This window comes from Neorhizobium sp. SOG26 (assembly GCF_003491345.1).
GTDB classification, from domain to species: Bacteria; Pseudomonadota; Alphaproteobacteria; order Rhizobiales; family Rhizobiaceae; genus Neorhizobium; species Neorhizobium turbinariae.
Genome location: NZ_CP025512.1, coordinates 766200 through 784637, shown reverse-complemented (window position 1 = coordinate 784637; position 18438 = coordinate 766200). Strand labels below are relative to the sequence as shown.

The 18438-nt window shown below is 62.2% G+C and carries 19 protein-coding genes; 14 read left to right on the top strand and 5 right to left on the bottom strand.

Translation table 11 applies throughout. The features are described from left to right. The first annotated feature begins 19 nt into the window (after positions 1–19). The 3 genes from pgsA to CYG48_RS03875 all read left to right on the top strand — a co-directional run bounded on the left by pgsA (position 20) and on the right by CYG48_RS03875 (position 1381). A complete protein-coding gene (gene pgsA / locus CYG48_RS03885) occupies positions 20–607 on the top strand; it encodes a CDP-diacylglycerol--glycerol-3-phosphate 3-phosphatidyltransferase (protein WP_118849170.1) in 588 nt (195 codons plus the stop codon). Then, positions 604–861, top strand: a complete 258-nt coding sequence (gene moaD, locus CYG48_RS03880; protein ID WP_118849169.1) for a molybdopterin converting factor subunit 1 — start codon at positions 604–606, stop codon at positions 859–861. The genes pgsA and moaD overlap by 4 nt, the downstream gene beginning before the upstream one ends. A 61-nt stretch (positions 862–922) precedes the next feature. After that, positions 923–1381, top strand: a complete 459-nt coding sequence (locus tag CYG48_RS03875; RefSeq protein WP_118849168.1) for a molybdenum cofactor biosynthesis protein MoaE — start codon at positions 923–925, stop codon at positions 1379–1381. Here the strand turns inward: CYG48_RS03875 and CYG48_RS03870 are convergent, their stop codons facing one another. Continuing rightward, positions 1382–2278 (bottom strand): branched-chain amino acid ABC transporter permease, encoded by an 897-nt coding sequence (locus CYG48_RS03870; RefSeq protein WP_118849167.1) that lies wholly within the window; start codon positions 2276–2278, stop codon positions 1382–1384. Positions 2279–2342: 64 nt separating this feature from the next. Between CYG48_RS03870 and CYG48_RS03865 the strand changes: the two genes are divergently transcribed. Next, a complete protein-coding gene (locus CYG48_RS03865) occupies positions 2343–2888 on the top strand; it encodes a CGNR zinc finger domain-containing protein (RefSeq protein WP_118851486.1) in 546 nt (181 codons plus the stop codon). Next, complete coding sequence (locus CYG48_RS03860) at positions 2885–3391, top strand: hypothetical protein (protein WP_118849166.1); 507 nt, start codon at positions 2885–2887, stop codon at positions 3389–3391. Before CYG48_RS03865 ends, CYG48_RS03860 begins: the two co-directional genes overlap by 4 nt. 61 nt (positions 3392–3452) lie before the next feature. Here the strand turns inward: CYG48_RS03860 and ndk are convergent, their stop codons facing one another. Both ndk and CYG48_RS03850 read right to left on the bottom strand, forming a co-directional pair. Further along, positions 3453–3875: a nucleoside-diphosphate kinase gene (gene ndk / locus CYG48_RS03855; RefSeq protein WP_118849165.1), complete on the bottom strand. Its 423-nt coding sequence runs from the start codon at positions 3873–3875 to the stop codon at positions 3453–3455. A 95-nt stretch (positions 3876–3970) separates the two neighbouring features. Continuing rightward, entirely contained in the window at positions 3971–4660 is a 690-nt protein-coding gene (locus CYG48_RS03850) for a glutathione S-transferase family protein (protein ID WP_118849164.1), read from the bottom strand. 208 nt (positions 4661–4868) lie between these two features. Here CYG48_RS03850 and CYG48_RS03845 point away from each other — a divergent pair, with 208 nt between their 5' ends. The 5 genes from CYG48_RS03845 to CYG48_RS03825 all read left to right on the top strand — a co-directional run bounded on the left by CYG48_RS03845 (position 4869) and on the right by CYG48_RS03825 (position 10655). After that, positions 4869–5894 carry a GGDEF domain-containing protein gene (locus tag CYG48_RS03845; protein WP_118849163.1) on the top strand — a complete coding sequence of 342 codons (1026 nt, stop codon included), beginning with the start codon at positions 4869–4871 and terminating at the stop codon, positions 5892–5894. Between the two features lie 79 nt (positions 5895–5973). Further along, positions 5974–7860 (top strand): ABC-F family ATP-binding cassette domain-containing protein, encoded by a 1887-nt coding sequence (locus CYG48_RS03840; RefSeq protein WP_118849162.1) that lies wholly within the window; start codon positions 5974–5976, stop codon positions 7858–7860. A gap of 68 nt (positions 7861–7928) precedes the next feature. Further along, complete coding sequence (locus CYG48_RS03835) at positions 7929–8183, top strand: type II toxin-antitoxin system VapB family antitoxin (RefSeq protein WP_118849161.1); 255 nt, start codon at positions 7929–7931, stop codon at positions 8181–8183. Then, on the top strand, positions 8183–8575 hold the full coding sequence (locus tag CYG48_RS03830; protein ID WP_118849160.1) for a type II toxin-antitoxin system VapC family toxin: 393 nt from the start codon (positions 8183–8185) through the stop codon (positions 8573–8575). Before CYG48_RS03835 ends, CYG48_RS03830 begins: the two co-directional genes overlap by 1 nt. Before the next feature lie 37 nt (positions 8576–8612). Continuing rightward, positions 8613–10655, top strand: a complete 2043-nt coding sequence (locus tag CYG48_RS03825; RefSeq protein WP_118849159.1) for a prolyl oligopeptidase family serine peptidase — start codon at positions 8613–8615, stop codon at positions 10653–10655. An 18-nt stretch (positions 10656–10673) separates the two neighbouring features. Here the strand turns inward: CYG48_RS03825 and CYG48_RS03820 are convergent, their stop codons facing one another. Both CYG48_RS03820 and CYG48_RS03815 read right to left on the bottom strand, forming a co-directional pair. Next, complete coding sequence (locus CYG48_RS03820) at positions 10674–11123, bottom strand: DNA polymerase III subunit chi (RefSeq protein ID WP_118849158.1); 450 nt, start codon at positions 11121–11123, stop codon at positions 10674–10676. Continuing rightward, positions 11120–12613 (bottom strand): leucyl aminopeptidase, encoded by a 1494-nt coding sequence (locus CYG48_RS03815; RefSeq protein WP_118849157.1) that lies wholly within the window; start codon positions 12611–12613, stop codon positions 11120–11122. The genes CYG48_RS03820 and CYG48_RS03815 overlap by 4 nt, the downstream gene beginning before the upstream one ends. A gap of 215 nt (positions 12614–12828) precedes the next feature. Here CYG48_RS03815 and CYG48_RS03810 point away from each other — a divergent pair, with 215 nt between their 5' ends. The 4 genes from CYG48_RS03810 (at position 12829) to CYG48_RS03795 (ending at position 18323) form a co-directional block, all read left to right on the top strand. Then, the gene (locus CYG48_RS03810) at positions 12829–13620 is read left to right on the top strand and encodes a phosphatase PAP2 family protein (protein ID WP_118849156.1); all 792 of its coding nucleotides are present in this window, start codon (positions 12829–12831) and stop codon (positions 13618–13620) included. Positions 13621–13723: 103 nt separating this feature from the next. Next, complete coding sequence (locus CYG48_RS03805; protein ID WP_118849155.1) at positions 13724–14893, top strand: LptF/LptG family permease; 1170 nt, start codon at positions 13724–13726, stop codon at positions 14891–14893. Then, entirely contained in the window at positions 14890–15978 is a 1089-nt protein-coding gene (gene lptG, locus CYG48_RS03800) for an LPS export ABC transporter permease LptG (RefSeq protein ID WP_118849154.1), read from the top strand. The genes CYG48_RS03805 and lptG overlap by 4 nt, the downstream gene beginning before the upstream one ends. Beyond that, complete coding sequence (locus tag CYG48_RS03795; protein ID WP_118849153.1) at positions 15978–18323, top strand: LPS-assembly protein LptD; 2346 nt, start codon at positions 15978–15980, stop codon at positions 18321–18323. The genes lptG and CYG48_RS03795 overlap by 1 nt, the downstream gene beginning before the upstream one ends. Positions 18324–18438: the final 115 nt, after the last annotated feature.

Genomic DNA, 18438 nt, shown 5'->3' with positions numbered 1-18438 from the left:
ACATAAGTACAGGTCCGCTATGGCTTCCCGCGCATACAACATCCCGAACCTTCTCACCTATGCGCGCATCCTGGCCGTGCCGGTCATCGTCGGCTGCTTCTTCATCGAGGGGCAGCTTGAAAGCTCCGACGTCGCCCGCTGGACCGCCCTCGTGCTGTTCGCGGTCGCATCGATCACCGACTATCTCGACGGCTACCTCGCCCGGATCTGGAACCAGACCTCCAATATCGGCCGCATGCTTGATCCGATCGCCGACAAGCTGCTGGTCGCGGCCGTCCTCCTGCTCCTCGCCGCCGACCAGACGATTGCCGGCTGGTCGCTCTGGGCCGCCATCACCATCCTATGCCGCGAAATTCTCGTCTCTGGCCTTCGCGAATATCTCGCCGCACTCAAGGTATCCGTGCCGGTGACCAGGATCGCCAAGTGGAAGACAACCATCCAGATGGTCGCGATCGCCTTCCTGCTGGCGGGGCCCGCCGGCGACAAGATCGTGCCCTACACGACCGAAATGGGTATCGCGCTGCTGTGGATCGCTGCAATCCTCACCTTCTACACCGGCTACGACTACTTCCGTGCGGGGGTCAAACACCTGGTGGATGAAGAATGAAGGTCAATCTGGTTTATTTTGCCTGGGTTCGCGAACGCATCGGCAAGGGCGAGGAAGAGATCGACCTGCCGGACAGCGTCGTCACCGTGCGTGACCTGCTTGAGCACCTGAAGGGGCTTGGCGAAGAATACGAAAACGCGTTTCAATACACCAACGTGATCCGCGTCGCGATCAACCAGGAGCATGTCGAGCACGACGAGCCGATCGCCGGCGCCCGTGAGATCGGCATCTTCCCGCCGATGACCGGCGGCTGATCCCGATGGTGGAGCGCCTCCCGTGCTCGCCGGCGACGGCCGCAAGACCAGGAGGTCGCACATGACGGCGCCCACCATCCGCGTCCAGTCCGAGAACTTCGACCTGCAGGTCGAGATCGACGCATTGACCGCCGGTCGCAAGGATATCGGCGCCGTCGTCACCTTCACCGGACTATGCCGTGACGAGCAAGGCCAACTTTTTGCGCTGGAGCTTGAACATTATCCCGGCATGGCCGAAGCCGAGATGCGACGGATTGCCGACCTGGCGATGACACGGTTTTCGCTGCTGGGGCTTACCGCCATCCACCGCTACGGCAAGATCCTGCCTGGCGAGAACATCGTGCTGGTGATCGCAGCCGCACCGCATCGGCAGGCAGCCTTCGACGGCGCCAACTTCGTGATGGACTTCCTCAAAACCGCCGCCCCCTTCTGGAAAAAGGAACACGCTGCCGATGGCACGGCCGGCGAATGGGTCCCGGCTAAGGATGCCGACGACGCGGCACGAGAGAAGTGGCGGTAATCACGGCACCTCTCGTTCCCGGCGGCTGATTACCAGCACCAGGACGAGCACGGAGACCACAATCAGTTCACGCCAGAAGATCGGGCCGTAACCGCTCCAGAGCGTTTCCGCCAAGCCGACGACCGCGGCGCCGGCTGCCGCCCTGAGTGGGCTGTCGTGCCCGCCGGCGGCTGCGATCAGCACGACCTTCAGCCCGAACAGCAACCCGGCACCAAAATCCATCGTGCCATAATGCGAGGTGGCGAGGATCCCGCAAAGCGAGGCGTAGAGCGCGGCGGCGGCATAGGCGCCGACAAAAACGCGGGCAGAGGACGTGCCGCAGAGTTCTGCGGCTCGGGCATCATCGGCGACGGCACCCCATATCCTGCCCCAGCGGCTGTGCCGGATTATCCCATGGCCTATGCCGACCAACGCCAGCATCGCTGCGGTGTTGACCAGCTGGATGCACGTCAACGTCACCGGGAATCCGTCGACCTGCCATAGGATCACCGGCTTGTTGAGGAAGGGCGGCAACCAGAGTTCGCGTGTATCGGAGGCCAGCCGCGCGCCCTCCATCAACACCATCAACACGCCGAGAGACGCGACAATTACCGCATTGGGCGAAATGCGCGCCAGCGGCCGCATGACCACCTGGCCCACCGTCAGCCCCGCTGCCGCGCCGCCAGCCAGCGCCGTGACCGCGCCGAAACCGAGCGCCACCGGCAGCGTCAGCCACAGGCGATCCCAGCCAAAATGCGCACTCAACAGATAGAGGTGGCCCGAAAAAGCGAAGATCGCGCCATAGGTGATGTCGGCGCGCTTCGTCACTGCAAACGCAAGGGAGTAGCCAAAGGCCAAGGCTGCATAGAGCGCCGCAAGCGGAACCGCGTTCGCCAGTTGCTGCAGCAGATAGGCCATGGCACCTCCTCCAAGCTCGATCATCTATAACTGGCAAAATGAATTTTACCAGTTATATTACCGCATGAGTTTTTCATGGACCCCCCACCGTTTCGCCGGCGGCGCGCTGGCGCTGGATGTTGCGAACAGCGTGATCCTGCGCCACCAGCCGGAGCGCAGGACGGATCGATTTGCCGATCCCGCACAGATCGAAAGCTTTGCCGATGCGGCACAGAGCTTCTGCGCCGAACGCGCGCTTTTCGGTGATATCCTTTCCGTGCCGAAGGAACGGCAATCGCGTTTCCTCGCCTTGCGTGAGGCCATCGACTGCTACTTCCGCGCCCGTGTCCAAGGGGTGGAGGCGAACCACCTGCTCGCCGACCTGCTGGAGGCGATCGCGCACAACCTGCGACAGTCCACCGCCACCACGCTTGATGCCGCCACCGCGCATTCGGCGCTGCGGCTTCTTTCGGCCGATCAGGTCGAACGGCTGAAGATCTGCGGCAATTGCGGCTGGCTGTTCATCGACCGCAGCAAGAACCGCAGCCGCCAGTGGTGCGACATGGCTGTCTGCGGCAACCGGGTCAAGGCGAGCCGCCACTACCATCGCTCGAAGGAGAAAACCGCATGATGATGCGCCGCGTCCTTGCGTTCGTGTTTGCGCTGCTGCTCCTTGCCGGCTGCCAGCGGGAGGCAGATGCGCCGATCGCCGAACTCTCCGGCCGGGTGTTCATCTTCAACTACCGTGTCGCGGCCGCAAACTATGTCGTGACGCTCCGCAAAACGGCACCCTTTCCGGAGGGGGCCTATGCCGAGGCCTCGTTCGAGAACCCGCAAGGTGGGGATCCGCTCGTGGTCCGGCAGAAGCTGTTTCCGGCCATGGAAAAGGTCGTGCTGGAGAGCCCGGACCTCAAATGCGTGCGCAAGGATCGGCCTTACGCTGTCTCCATCCGCATCGTCGGCATTAACGACAGCCTGCTGCAGGCGATAGAGACGACGATCACCTCGAACATGGACCAGGCGGAGATGATGCCATCGAAGCCGCTGGTAGTCGGCCCCGGCTACACGCCCAATCCGGACGTCTATCGCGCAGATGGCAGCGTTGATTACGCCAAGGCAGCGAATTGTCCCTGAGGTACAAAACAGAAAAGCCGGGGCTGGCCCCGGCTTTCTTCGATTATTTAGAGCGTGACGATCAGCCGACGATTTCGGTTTCCGAGAACCAGTAGGCGATTTCCTGAGCTGCGGTTTCCGGAGCATCCGAACCGTGAACCGAGTTTTCGCCGATCGACAGTGCGAAGGTCTTGCGGATCGTGCCTTCCTCGGCGTTTGCCGGGTTGGTCGCGCCCATGATTTCGCGGTTCTTCAGGATGGCGTTTTCGCCTTCGAGAACCTGAACAACGGTCGGGCCAGAGGTCATGCCTTCAACGAGTTCGCCGAAGAACGGACGGTCCTTGTGAACGGCGTAGAAGCCTTCAGCTTCGCGCTTGCTCATCCAGACGCGCTTGGATGCGATCACGCGCAGGCCGTTGTCTTCAAATACCTTGGTGATGGCGCCGGTCAGGTTGCGCTTGGTGGCATCCGGCTTGATCATCGAAAACGTGCGTTCAATCGCCATTGTTCTACCCTTCGTTCCTCTTGGCCCGATAATTCGGAGAAAGTGGGCGGTCTTTACCCGCCCGCATCACCGGAAACAAGGGGGTTCCGGCAATTTCACGCCGGCGCGACACTGCGCCCGACGCCGTTATAGAGGTCAAGGCAACGCTCGAACCAGGCCTGCACCGGGTCGTCATGGGTCAACACCTGCGCGCCGGTGGTGATGCGCATCCACTGCAGCGCGCCAAACAGGATGTAGTCGGCAAACAGTGGCCCTTCGCCGCCAAGGTAAGGCTGGTACCGGAAGGTATGGCGCACCGGGTCGAGCTTTGCCGCAAAACTTCCCACCGCGGCGTCCCTGTCTGCGCGGATTTCCTCCAGCGACTTGCCCATCATCTTCTCGCGGCTGGCGCGGAAATACACCTGGTCGGTTTCGCCCAGCATGTCGTGGATGTCGGGAAGCGCGAACTGGCTGATCGCCGGATGGACGACCGTCTGGGTGAAGCGTTCAACGAAGCGCGATAGCGCCCTGCCACCCTCCCCGCCAAACAGCGTCGGCCGATCCGGGTATGTGTCCTCGAGATAAAGCGCGATCGTAAAGCTGTCGCGGATCAGTTCGTTGCCGTCCCGCAGGATCGGCACGGTGCGGGAAAAACCGCCCTCGATCTCGGAAATCTTGGTGAAGGGCGAAGGCCGCTCCACGAAATCCAGCCCCTTGTGATGCAGCGCCAGAACCACCTTCCAGCAGTGCGGTGAAAATGGCCGGCTCTCGTCGGCGCCACAAAGGGAATAGAGAATTCTCGTCATTCGTTTCCTCCTGCCATCTCCTGGTCCTCCATCATGTCGAAGGTGGGCCCAATGCACCAGTGAAGAATGTTGATGAGCACCATCTGTGCGCGAGTGCCTCGTCATTTTCCCTTAACCCTAGCAACAGGTGCGGGCGGCGTTTTCAGCATATGTTAAAGGCCCTCCGGCACGTCTTTACGCACAAGAAAACAGCTCCAGGGGGCGAAAGATGGCGGGTGACGCTGCAAGAACAAAGGACCGGAACCTGCAGGCGGTCGTTCAATACATGGCCAAGCTCGGCGTCGATGGGTTGCCGCGCAACTACGAGCTGTTCCACGATGCCCTGGCAGGGGCGGACCCTGCACTCTCGAAGGAAGTCCTGTCGCTGCCGCAAGAGCCGTCGCAGGCCACACTCGATGAAATCGGCATCCGCCACCAGCTCGCCGGTTTCGTGGCGCTCACCCCGCCAAAGGGCCGCGAGCAGGAGATCAAGCTGCTCGACGAACTTCGTGACAAGATGGCAAACGGCGTTGCCCAGAAGCAGGGCTTCGCGCGGGTGCTGGAAACGGTGGCGCGCAGCCTGCGCAACGACAGCACCGCCGGTCCGGCCGAGATCCTGGCCGAGATCGAATACCTGAGTGTCTCGCTGTCGGATGCCGTGGTTGCCGAAACCGAGCTCGAAGCGACCCTGCGTGCGGCCGCAGACCGCCTTGCGGAAGCCGAGCGTGAGGCGCTCTCCGCCCGCACCGTGACGCTGCGCGATCGACTCACTTCGCTGCCCAACCATGCAGCACTGACCGAGCGACTGGAAGCGCTTTATGGCGCAGAGGGGGACCGGCGCGATGTTGCACTCTTCATCGTTTCGCTCCGCGACCTGCCCTATATCGCCCAGACCTATGGCGAGCCTGCCACCAACCGGCTGGTGAAGAAGGCAGCCGCCATCTTCCGCAAGTCCGTCAAGAAGAACGACTTCCTCGCGCGCATCGGCAAAGGCGAGTTTGCCTTCCTGTTCAGTGACGTTACCCGTGACAGCGTGCAGCCGATCGCAGAACGCCTTGCGGCATCCATCGCCGACAATCTGGTCTTCGCCGTCACAGAAGGGGCGCCGGCGCTGACGCTTGCCATTGGCGCATCGCTGACGTCGGATGCCTATTCGCCGCCGGAACTGCGGCTGCAGGCGACCGCGGCTCTCGAGGTCTCCCGCAACAATCCGCGCCTGCCGGTCGTGGTCCACAGCGACCTGAAGCGCGCCTGAGACGAGACACGACGGCGGGCGCTCGGCATGATCGCCCGCCGTCTTGCCTTCACCGCGGGATTGCGCCAAAACCCCGCGCATGATCACGATCACCGACCTTTCCGCCCGTATCGCAGGCCGCCTGCTTCTCGACCATGCCAGCGTGACGTTGCCGGCTGGAACGAAGGCAGGCCTTGTCGGCCGCAACGGTGCCGGCAAGTCCACCCTCTTCCGCGTCATCACCGGTGATCTTGCGGCCGAAAGCGGCTCGGTAACGATCCCGCGCAACGCGCGCATCGGCCAGGTGGCGCAGGAAGCCCCGGGCACCGAGGATTCGCTGATTTCGATCGTGATGGCGGCCGACAAGGAGCGCACGGCGCTCTTGAAGGAAGCCGAAACGGCGACGGATCCCAACCGCATCGCTGAGATCCAGATGCGACTTGTCGATATCGACGCCCATTCGGCGGAAGCGCGCGCGGCGAGCATCCTTGCCGGCCTTGGCTTCAATGCTGAAGCGCAATTGCGCCCCGCCTCGTCCTTTTCCGGCGGCTGGCGCATGCGCGTGGCGCTGGCGGCCGTGTTGTTTGCCGAGCCCGACCTGCTGCTCCTCGACGAGCCGACCAACTATCTCGATCTTGAAGGCACGATGTGGCTTGAGGACTATGTGCGCCGTTATCCGCACACCGTCATCGTCATCAGCCACGACCGCGACATGCTCAACAACGCGGTCAATTCGATCGTCCATCTCGACCAGAAGAAGCTCACCTTCTACCGCGGCGGCTACGACAGTTTTGAACGGCAAAAGGCCGAGGCTGACGAACTGCAGATGAAGGCGAAGGCCAAGAGCGACGCCGCCCGGAAGCACATCCAGAGTTACATCGACCGGTTCCGCTACAAGGCGTCGAAGGCCCGCCAGGCGCAGAGCCGCATCAAGGCGCTGGAGCGCATGGGCACGGTGGCCGCCGTGGTGGAGGATCACGTCCAGCCGATCACCTTCCCCGCTCCCGAGAAGCAGCCCGCCTCGCCGATCGTCGTCATCAACAAGGGCGCGGTGGGCTATACGCCCGGCCAGCCGATCCTCAAGAACATCACGCTCCGCATCGACAACGACGACCGGATCGCGCTGCTTGGCTCGAACGGCAACGGCAAGTCCACCTTCGCCAAGCTGATCTCCGGTCGGCTGCAGCTCGACGGCGGCGAGATGCGGCTCGCGCCGTCGCTGTCGATCGGCTTTTTCGCTCAGCACCAGCTTGACGATCTTATTCCCGATGCCTCGCCGGTCGATCACGTCCGCCGGCTGATGCCGGATGCGCCGGAAGCCAAGGTGCGTGCCCGTGTCGCGCAGATGGGGCTGGCGACCGAAAAGATGGCGACCGCCGCCAAAGATCTTTCCGGCGGCGAGAAGGCACGCCTGCTGATGGGGCTTGCCGCCTTCCACGCGCCGAACCTGCTGATCCTCGACGAGCCCACCAACCACCTCGACATCGACAGCCGTCGCGCCTTGATCGAGGCGTTGAACGACTACGACGGTGCCGTCATCCTCATCTCCCACGACCGCCACCTGATCGAGGCGACCGTCGACCGGCTGTGGCTCGTCAACGAGGGCACGGTGAAGCCGTTCGAAGGCGACCTTGAGGAATATCGCGACCTGATCGTCGCTGCAGGCCGCAAGAAGGATGAGAAGCCGGCGACGTCTTCGGACGAGCCGGCCAACAAGGCCGAACAGCGCAAGGCGAATGCTGAAAAGCGCGCCTCGCTTGCGCCGCTCAAGAAAAAGATCAACGAAATCGAGGCGCTAACGGCAAAGCTGGAGAAGCAGATTCAGCTTCTTGATAAAGAGCTTGCAGACCCTCTGCTGTATGAAAAGGCACCGGCCAAGGCCGCAACCAAGGCCAAGGAGCGTGGCGAAGCGGCCGCCAAGCTCTCGGCCGCCGAAGAAGAATGGTTGATGCTGTCCGCCGAATACGAAGAGGCGATGGCCGGCTGAGTTACCGGCCAAGCTTGTAGCGCTTGTGAATATACACTACCTTCGATGTATATTCACAAGGTGCCGCCATGCCCCTGTATGTCCGTGACGAGCGGGTGAACCAACTCGCCGAGCAGGCCCGCCAGATCCTGAACGCCCCCACCAAGACGGATGCCATCCGCCAGGCGCTGGAAAAGGTCGTCGAAACTGCCAAGCCTGCAGAAGAACCCGAAAAGCCGCTTGCCGAGCGGCTGAAAGCTTTGCAGGACCGCTACAAGTCCATGGGTACGCCCAATCCTGATTTCGACGAGAAGAAGTTCCTCGATGAAATGTGGGAGATTTGATGTTCCTTGATACCTCCGCGATCGTCGAATACTTCGTCGGCGGCCCTGACTATGACCGCATCGCCACCGCTATCGAGACGTCCCGCCAAAGCTTCAGTACGGCGCCGGCTGTGATGTTTGAAGCGGCCTGCGTTCTCGCAAGCCGACGCAAGATTGACGTCAGGGAAGCCGTCGACCTGCTTGAGGATTTCCTGGCGGAGCTTCGGGTAGAGGTTCTTCCGGCGACACGCGAGACGGCACTTGCCGCCATCGATGCCTTCTCCCGCTACGGCAAGGGCCGCCACCCGGCCAAGCTCAACTTCGGCGACTGCTTTGTTTATGCCGGCGCCAAGGCAGCCGGCCAGCCGCTGCTTTACGTCGGCAACGACTTCGCCCTTACCGATCTTGCCTGAGCGACACCCCGTCCCCCGCATTCGAAAGACCTCTGCCATGGACCTGTTTCTGGAAAACGACGCCGACCTGAACACCCTGTCATTCGTGGCGCAACTCAACGAAGCATCCGACCAGAAACTGAAGACGCCGGAGTTCGAACAGGACCGGGACCGCATCAAGTCGATGATCGAGCGGGAGGACCGGCTGATCGTCCCTTCGCGCCGTGGTCCTTGGCTGTTCGACTATCACCGCACCAAGGATAACCCGCTCGGCATCTGGCGACGCCTGCCTGCCGACCTTGAGCCGCGGTCGGATGCCCCTTGGGAAACGGTGCTGGATCTTGACGCCTACTGCCAGGCTGAGGGCAAGCGCTGGATTTATTCAGGTGCCATTACCTGCCCCTTCGAGCCGACGCGCGTGCTGCTGGTCCTTTCCGATGGCGGGTCCGACCTGCTGCGGCTGGTGGAGTTCGACACCGAAAGAAAAGCATTTGTCGAAGGCGGCTTTGACACGCCGGTGGCACGCTCGCATGCAAGCTGGCTTAGCCGTGACGAGATCGCCTATTTCGGCTCGATCGACGAGGAGTCTGCCACCCGCTCCGGCTGGCCACGCGTGGGCCGCCGCCTCAAGCGCGGGCAGAAACCCCAGGACGCCGAGATCTATTTCGCCGCGGGCAAGGACGATGTCTACCGCTCGGCCTTTTCCATCAGTCCCTTGTTCTGGGGCGGCAAGGAGAACGAGCGGCCGATCGAGGTCTTCTCGATCGGTCACGAGATCGGCAAGGCCAGCGCCCACCTGCGCGACGCCGAGGGCAAGATCCGCCGCCTCGATCTGCCGGTCGAAATCGACTACTACATCAACCACAGCCATATACTGTGGCGGGCAAAGACGGCGGAACGGTTCCCGGTGGGCAGCCTTGTCCTCCAACCGATCACCCCCTTTGCCGCCGAACAGCTGGGTGAACCGCGCATCCTGTTTGCCCCGAAGGATGGGCAGTCGATCGCACAGTTTTCGCTTCTGAAAACCTGGGCGATCTTCATCGTCAGCGACCGCATGGTGCCGCAGGTCTTCCTGCTTGACCTGACGAAGCCCGGCGCAGAACCGCAACAACTGCCGCTGCCGCCGGAACTGCAAACGGTGAGCTTCCGCCTGCTCGACGCCGATCTTACGCTTGGCGAGGAGATCCTGACGGTGATCGGTCAGGGCTTCCTCCTGCCCTACAGCACCTACCGCCTGGACCTGCGGGACCACGACCGGCAACCGGAACTCGTCCACACAGGGACCGCGCCTGCCTATTTTGATCCCGAGGGAATGACGTCGGAACTCCTGGAGGCGACGTCGGAGGATGGCACCAAGGTGCCGTACCACATCGTCCTGCCGAAGACCTGGACGAAGGGCGAGCTTCCGGTGCTCATGTATGGTTACGGCGGCTTCGCCTCACCGCTTGCGCCTTATTATTCGGGCAATAACGGCCTCTGGCTCGAAAAGGGCGGCGCCTATGTGCAGGCTTATATCCGCGGCGGCGGTGAGCTTGGGCCGGACTGGCATTATTCGGCAAAGGGCCATCAACGCCACAAGGCATTCGAGGATTTTGTTGCCGTGGCGCGCGATCTGGTGAGACGCGGTTATGCCACGCCGTCGCGCATCGCCTGCACGGGCGGCAGCAATGGCGGCCTGCTGACCGCCGTGATGCTGACGCGTTATCCGCAGGATTTCGGTGCCGTCTGGACCCGCGTTCCGGTGATTGACATGTCGCGCTTTCACGTCTTTCCGGCCGGCCGCGCCTGGATGGATGAATATGGCAATCCGGACGATCCTGCCGATCTCGAATACGTGCTGGGTTATTCGCCGCTTCACCAGGTGAAGCCAGCGAGCGAGACCAGCTATCCGCCGGTCTATGTGGAGAGCTCGTCCAACGACGACCGGGTGCACCCGTCACATGCCCGCCGGTTCGCCAAGCGGTTGATCGACCAGGGCCACCAGCCGCTGTTCCACGAATATGGATCGGGCGGCCACGGCGGTGCGGGTGATTCCGGCGAGCAGGCTGCACGGGCGGCGATGGGCTACAGCTTCCTGCGCCAGACGATCATGCAGCCCTGAACACCAGAAGAAGGCCTGTCAGGCCTTCTTCACCCAGCGACCTTCTTCCGTCTGCTGCCAGTAGGTCAGGGTGTGCCCTTCGGCCTTCAGCCGCTTCCACTGGGCCCGGGCTCCCTCCAACTGGGCTGTATCGTAACCGTCGAACATGAAGACGATCCGCTCGTAGCCATCCAGCGGCGGCGGCTCCGCACCGTCGACCAGGAAACGGACGCTCGCCGCGTTCGGATTGTCGCCTGTCGCGGTCAGCAGCACCGGCTGCGCTTCCGACATTGGTGCCTCGTCGGTACCGTGCGGCAGGAAGCTGTCTTCCCGAAACGTCCAGAGATGCGCGTCGAGAAAATCCCGGCGCGCCTCCGTGCTCGTTTGCACCACGACCTTCCAGCCGCGCTCGACGCTCTTTTCCAGGAGCGCCGGCAGTGCGTCTTCCAGCTTGGATTCGGTCAGGTGGTAGAAGAGGATTTCAGTCATTCGCTCTCATAGTGGGCGCGCACCAACTCGTCCAGCAGCCGCACGCCGAAGCCGGAGCCCCAGGACTGGTTGATCTCGTTGGAGGGCGAGTTCATCGCCGTCCCGGCAACGTCGAGATGCGCCCATGGCGTTTCGCCGACGAAGCGCTTGAGGAACTGCGCCGCGGTGATCGAGCCCGCATAACGGCCGCCGGTGTTTTTCATGTCTGCGAACTTGGAATCGATCATCTTGTCGTAGTCCTTGCCGAGCGGCATGCGCCACAGCTTTTCGCCGGTCGCCTCGCCCGCGCCTGTCAGTTCGACCGACAGCGCATCGTTGTTGGAAAACAGCCCGGCATGCACGTTGCCAAGCGCCACCATGATTGCGCCCGTCAGCGTCGCAAGATTGACCATGAAGCGCGGCTTGAAGCGGTCGTTGCAGTACCAGAGCGCGTCGCAGAGCACGAGGCGGCCTTCTGCATCGGTGTTGATGATCTCGATCGTCTGGCCGGACATGGAGGTGACGATATCGCCCGGGCGCTGCGCATTGCCATCCGGCATGTTCTCGACAAGCCCGATGATGCCAACAACATTGACCTTTGCCTTGCGGGCCGCCAGCGTGTGCATCAGGCCGGTCACGGCGGCGGCGCCACCCATGTCGCCCTTCATGTCTTCCATGCTGGCGCCCGGCTTGATGGAGATGCCGCCGGTGTCGAAGGTCACGCCCTTGCCGATGAAGGCGAGCGGCGCTTCGCCAGCCTTGCCGCCCTTCCACTGCATGATCGCAAGCCGCGGCGGCCGGACCGAACCCTGTGCCACGCCCAGAAGCGCGCCCATGCCGAGTTCCTTCATCTCGGCCTCGGTCAGGACCTCCACCTCGACGCCCAGCTTTTCGAGTTCCTTTGCCTTGTCGGCAAATTCCACCGGCCCGAGCACGTTCGGCGGCAGGTTGACGAGTTCGCGCGCCAGCGTCACGCCGCCAGCCACCGCTTCGGCACCGGAAAACGCTTTGGTGGCGGCCTCATGAGCGGCCGTAACAATGGTGACGGACACGGTCTGCGGTGTCTTGTCCTCGTCGTCCTTCTTTTTCGTCTTGTAGGAATCGAAGCTGTAGGCGCGCAGCAGCATTCCCAGTGCAAAGCCAGCCGCCTCCGCGCCGCCGACCGTCACACCCGGCGCGTCGAGGAACACCGTCACTTTCGTCATGGTCTTCACGGCACCGGCAGCGGCGCCGCCTGCCTTGATCCAGTCGTAAGCCGTCAGCGAATCCGCCTTGCCCAGCCCCAGCGCGACCAGCCGGTCGGCGGCCGAACCCTGCGGCGCGATGATGTCGAGAACGCCCATGGACTTGCCGGTAAACTTGGCAATTTCCGAAGCGCGGGCAACGACGCCCGCAGGATCGACTTCGGCGGCACCGGCGGCCGGCCCGTCACCCTTAAGCTTCAGCTGGATGGCGAGGCCACCGTCAAGCTTGGCGGCAGAAGCGAAGGCGATCTCGAATTTCGTGGACATTGCGACTCCAATGGGCTGCGTGAGGAAGCGGCGATCATCGCGGTTTCAGCCGCAAGTTCAAGGGCGAGATGTGACACTTCCGTCCGCCAGGCGACGGAAGCTTTCGTAACACGTGGAGAGGAAGCGTGACCCAAAAGCGATACCGCTCCGGTCCCCGATAGGCTAATGAGCGCACACGCCCGCCCGGCGCCACATTGAACGGACTAGATGACTGCATGACGTTGCTTACGACCGAAACCGCCGACAGGTTCTCACCACCGCCCCGTGGTTTCGCCAATCCCACCACATGGTTCGTGGTGCTGCTTGTCTTGTGGTTTGCGCTGCTGGCGCTGTTCTATTTCGTGCCGGAAATCGACATAGCGGTCTCGCACCTGTTCTTTGAGCCGGAGGCATGTGGCGCGACAGCGGAAGCCGGACGCATCTGCGGACACTTCCCTCATGCCCGGTTGAAGCTGCTGGTCGCAATCCGCCAGATCCTGTTCTACCTGCCGGTCGTGGTGGCGGTCTATTTCGTCTACCAGCTGATCGCCAACCTCAAGCACAAGGGGCCAGGCTACGACTGGCGCAAGACGCGCGATTACTCGACCGCGCTCGTTTCCCTGGTCGTTGGCCCTTACCTGCTGGTCAACCTGTTCCTGAAGCAGATCTCCAACCGCCCCCGCCCCTATGAGACCGATATCTTCGGTGGTCGCGAGTTCTTCACCCCAGCCGGCGATTTCTCCGGCGCCTGCGATGGAAACTGCTCGTTTGTCTCGGGTGAAGCGGCCGGCGCCGGCTGGATAGCCTGCCTGATCGTGCTGATGCCAAAGCGGCTGCGGCTGGTCGTCGGTATACCGCTCATCATCCTGTCATTCGTCTCGCCGATGCTGCGAACCTTCTTCGGCGGCCACTTCTTTTCGGACGTCGTGCTGGGCTGGCTGTCGTCCCCGGTGGTCTTCGCCGGGGTCGCGATATGTTTCCAAATGTCACAGCGCGCGATAAAACAGAATCCGGAAACAACTTTATGACGCGGGCCCTGTCGCAAACCTGACTTTGATCGCTTAGATAGGCGCGACTGTCAGCGGTGGGAATCTTGTCCGCTGATGACGCAACACTAGACGTCCAGGCCGCATGAAGCTTCTCGAAGTCTACATATTGCGCCGGATTTTCCAGATGTTCCTGGTGACGCTGATCCCAGTGCTCACCATCATCTGGACGATCCAGGTGCTTGGGCGCCTCAACCTGGTCACGGATACGGGGCAGTCGATGGGGTCGTTCGCGACCCTCGCCACCTTCATCCTGCCAACCATCATTCCCGTCGTTCTCCCCTTCGCGCTGGTGATTGGCATCACCCAGACGCTGACGGCGATGAACAACGATTCGGAGCTGCCGGTCATCGATGCGGCGGGTTCGGCGCGAAGCATCATCTACCGACCGGTTCTCCTTCTCGGCATCCTGCTCAGCCTCTTCTCGTTCACGGTCACCAACTTCATCGAACCGCCGTCGCGGGTTGCCGCCCGCCAGATGGTGGCCGAAGCCTATGCCGACCTGCTGTCATCGGTGATCGAGGAAAAGACCTTCCGCAGCATCGAGGACGGGCTTTACGTCCAGATCTCGGAGCGCCATTCCGGTCGCGTCCTGCGCGGCCTGTTCGTGGTCGACTATCGCGACCCGAACTTCGACCTGATCTACTACGCCCGCGAAGGCTCGATCGACGAAAGCGGTACCTCGCTCACAATGCGCGATGGCGAAGTGCACCGGAAGGCGGCAGACGGCCGCATCTCCATCATCAAGTTCGTTTCCTACGCCTTTGACCTTTCGGCGATGGCGAAGTCGCAGGGCGGCCTTCCGCAATATTCGACCGACCGCAGCCTCGCCTTCCTGCTTAATCCGGATCCAAACGACCCGTATTACAAGGAAACGCCGGCGCCTTACCGGGCAGAACTTCACCGGCGCCTGTCGGACTGGCTGTTCCCGATCACCTTCGCGCTCGTCTCGCTGGTGATCGCCGGTAACACGCGCTCGCACCGCCAGCGCCAGGTGCATCCGATGGTCTATGCGCTGTTCCTCGCCTTCCTGATCCGCTGGCTAGGCTTCTCGGCAACCAACCTTGTCGAACGTCATCCGGCTTACGCCTTTGCGCCTTACGTCGTGCCGGTCGCCAGCATGGCGATCGCCATCTACATGCTCGCGACGAACCGCCAGTTCTCGACGCCGCGCCTTATCCGCACGAGCATCAACAGGATCAGTCGTAACATCCAGAGCCGCTTCCAGGCGCGCTCGGGTGGAGGTGCGGCATGATCTTCTCGACGCTCGGCCGCTATTTCTTCCGCCGCTATATCGTTACCGCGCTCTGGTTCATGCTCGGCGTCAGCGCCATCATCTTCCTCGCCGACTTCAGCGAAACGAGCCGCCGCATGTCGGGTTATGTCGGCTACACCGTCTGGGGTGGCCTGGCGATGACGGCGATGCGCGTGCCGCTCATCCTGCAGCAGACGATCCCGACGCTCAGCCTCTTCATCGGCATCACCGTGCTGATTGCGCTCAACCGTCGTTACGAACTGGTCGTCACTCGCGCCGCCGGGATTTCGGTATGGCAGTTCGTCTCCCCCTTCGTCGCTGGCGCCTTCCTCATCGGCCTGGCGACTGTCTTCGTGGTCAATCCACTTTCCGCCTGGGGCCAACGCGAATCGGCTTCCATGGAAGCCAGCTGGCGCGAAGCGAGCAACCGTACGCGCGCCTCGAAATTTCTTCCCTGGATCCGCCAGATCAGCGGCGACCAGGACACGATCATCGGCGCCAAGAGCTACCAGAACGACGGGACCTACCTCATTGACGTGGTCGTTTTCCAGTTCGATGCGGACGGCCGGGTGATCCTGCGGCAGGATGCCAAGACGGCTAAGTTGGAAGATGGTTACTGGCTTCTTAACGAGGTTCTGGAGAATCGCCCGGGCGAGATTCCTGTTCGTCGCGACACGGCACAGGTTCGCACCAACCTGAAACAGGAATATATCCAGGAAAGCCTCGCGCAGCCGGAAACCGTTGCGTTCTTTGATCTTTCCCGGAAGATCGAGGTCAGCAAATCATTCGGCATCTCAACCAAGGCGCTGGAGACGCAATATCACTCGCTTCTCTCGCTCCCCGTCCTGCTCGTGGCCATGACGCTCATTGCTGCAACAGTGTCACTAAAATTCAGCCGGTTCGCCCAGTCCCGTTCAGTGATTCTGGGTGGAATAGTTGCAGGCTTCGTGCTTTATGTCGTCACTGTGCTTGTGAAGGCATTCGGGAGCAGCGGGGCGATTCCACCCTTCGTGGCGGTCTGGATTCCAGTCGTCGTCGCGACGGCACTGGGGGCGACTATTCTGCTTCATCAGGAGGATGGCTAGTGGCGGTCAGTAACCGCGGAAATTTGAGTCGGCTTGCCGCCGCCCTGCTGACAGGTGTGTCTGTATGCGTATTCGGCGTATCGGCACCGACGGTGCATGCGCAGACGCTTGGGGCCGGCCTGGTTGCCGACCCGGATGACAACGCGAAGCTTTTGCTGCGCGCCAACCAGCTTGTTTATAACCAGGATGCCGAGCAGGTCACCGCTTCCGGCGCGGTGCAGCTTTATTACAACCGCTACCGCATGGTGGCGCAGCGCGTTCAGTACGACCAGAAGACCGGCCGCGTCATGGCGACCGGCAATATCGAGCTGATCGAGCCGAGCGGCAACCGCGTTTATGCGGATGAACTCGACATCACCGACGATTTTGGCGAAGGCTTCATCAACGCGCTGCGGGTCGAGACCGTCGACAACACCCGTCTTGCTGCAGAAAGCGCCGAGCGCCAGCCCGGCGACCTGATGGTGCTCAACAACAGCGTCTACACCGCCTGCCTGCCCTGCGCCCAGCGTCCGGGCAAGGCACCCTTGTGGCAGGTGAAGGCCGAGCGCGTCATCCGCAACGGCCAGACGCACACGATCCGCCTGGAGCGGGCCCAGTTCGAGCTGTTCGGCCATTCGCTCGGCACGCTGCCGTTTGCCATCGAGGTTCCGGACGAAACGGTCGAGCGCAAGTCAGGCCTGCTGTTCCCGCAGTTTGCCGCCAGCGACAACCTCGGCTTCGGCGTAACCGTCCCCTACTACCATGTCTTCTCGCCGAGCATGGATGCGACGATCAGCCCGACCTACTATTCCAACCAGGGCCTGTTGTTGCAGGGCGAGATCCGCAATCGGTTCGAAAGCGGCCGGCATACCTTCCGCTTTGCCGCGATCGACCAGATGAACCCGGACGCGTTCGACGCCAACACCAGCGACCGCGAGGCTGAAGGGCGCTTCATGGTGGCCTCTAAGGGCGAGTTTGACATCAATCCGCGCTGGACGTTCGGCTGGGACGTGATGGTCCAGAGCGACAACAACTTTTCGCGAACCTACAACCTGGAGGGTGTCGACTCCGACACCTTCACCAACGACGTCTACCTGACGGGCCTTGGTGAGCGGAACTTCTTCGACCTGCACGCCTATTATTTCAATGTCCAGGACGACGCGGTTCGCAACATCCTTGAGCAGCAGCAGGCGATCGTTTATCCGTCGCTCGACTACACCTGGTTTGCGCCTGAGCCGATTTTGGGCGGCGAGCTTTCGCTCACCACCAACTTCACCAATCTCTCGCGCCGCGAGGATGACTGGTACTCCGAAGGTTCGACCTTCCGTTATCCTGGCCTTGAAGGCAGCTACAGCCGCTTCACCGCCGAGGCGGAATGGAAGCGGATGTTCAATCTCGACGGCCTGTTGCTGACGCCGCTGTTTGCAGCACGCGCCGATGGCATTCGCCACACCGGCTCGAACGTGCCCGGCGGCGTCTATCTCGGCGACCTCGAGCCGAAGGGCGGCGATGGCCGCTACATGATGACTGCCGGCCTTGAAGCCCGTTACCCGATCCTGATGACCTATGGCGACAGCAGCCACGTCATCGAGCCGATCGCGCAGATCTTCGCGCGCAACGACGAACAGATGGCTGGCGGGCTTCCGAACGAAGACGCGCAGAGCTTTGTGTTCGATGCGACAAGCCTCTTCGAGCGCGACAAATTCTCCGGCTTCGACCGCGTCGAAGGTGGCACCCGCGCCAATGTCGGCATTCGTTACACCGGCACCTTTGCCAATGGCGTCGGCGTGCGCGGCATCTTCGGCCAGTCCTACCAGATCGCCGGCCGCAACTCATTTGCGACGGAAGACCTCGTGCATGCGGGCGCCAACTCCGGTCTCGAAACCCGTCGCTCGGACTACGTCGCCATGGCCGCGGTCGATCTTCCGCAGGGCTTCACGGCCGCCGTGGACACGCGCTTTGACGAAAAGAGCCTGGCGGTGAAGCGCACCGATGCGTCCTTCACCTACACGACGCCGCGCATGACAGGGGCGCTCGTCTATACGCAGGTCGATCCGCAGGAGAAATACGGCTCCGACGAGGCGGCAGACGTTCTCAAGCATTCGATGAAGTTCCGGATCAACGAGAACTGGGCGATTGCGGGAACGGCGACCTGGGACCTGGCCGACAAGGAAGTCATCCGGCGCGGCATCGGCGTCAGCTATGCCGACGAGTGCACGATCTTCACGATCGCCTACACGGACAAGCCGCAGAGCACGGTCGCCAATGACTGGTCTGTCAGTGCGCGCCTGAGCTTCCGCACCCTAGGCGACATCAACATCGGCAGCGATGTCGATGACTACAGCCAGGATTACCAGTACCAATAGCAGTGGCATCCCGGGCACGAGGGCAAAGAGCGGCGTCATCGTTTCGCCGCAAGAATTGTGCAATCGGGCGCAAGTATAGTATGAGTGAGGCCAGCCGCCTTGTGAGAGCGGCTGG